The sequence below is a fragment of the Flavonifractor plautii ATCC 29863 genome, assembly GCF_000239295.1.
GTDB lineage: Bacteria > Bacillota > Clostridia > Oscillospirales > Oscillospiraceae > Flavonifractor > Flavonifractor plautii.
In genome coordinates, this window is the sequence record NZ_JH417828.1 from 404 (window position 1) to 650 (window position 247).

The window sequence follows — 247 nt, forward strand, 5'->3', positions numbered from 1 at the left end:
GGGGGCTGTCCCGTATACCGGTGCGGCACAGGAGCCGTTCCAGCCTGGCTGGGCTGTCCGGCAGAACCAGCAGGGTGCTCTGCCCTTCGCCGGCGGACGCCTCCAGGAGTATGACGAACTCCCGGTCAAGATAGTCCGGGAAGGGACCGCCCTCCGTGTAGAGCTGTTCCAGCTCCATACCGTTATCATAGACCACCCCATAGGGGGTTACGGTACCGTGCTCGTTGAGGATCAACTTCAGGGCCTC

1 pseudogene is annotated in these 247 nt (G+C 63.2%); it reads right to left on the reverse strand.

Annotated elements, in window-relative coordinates:
* A pseudogene (locus HMPREF0372_RS21455) lies at window positions 1-247 on the reverse strand (hypothetical protein); the annotation flags it as partial.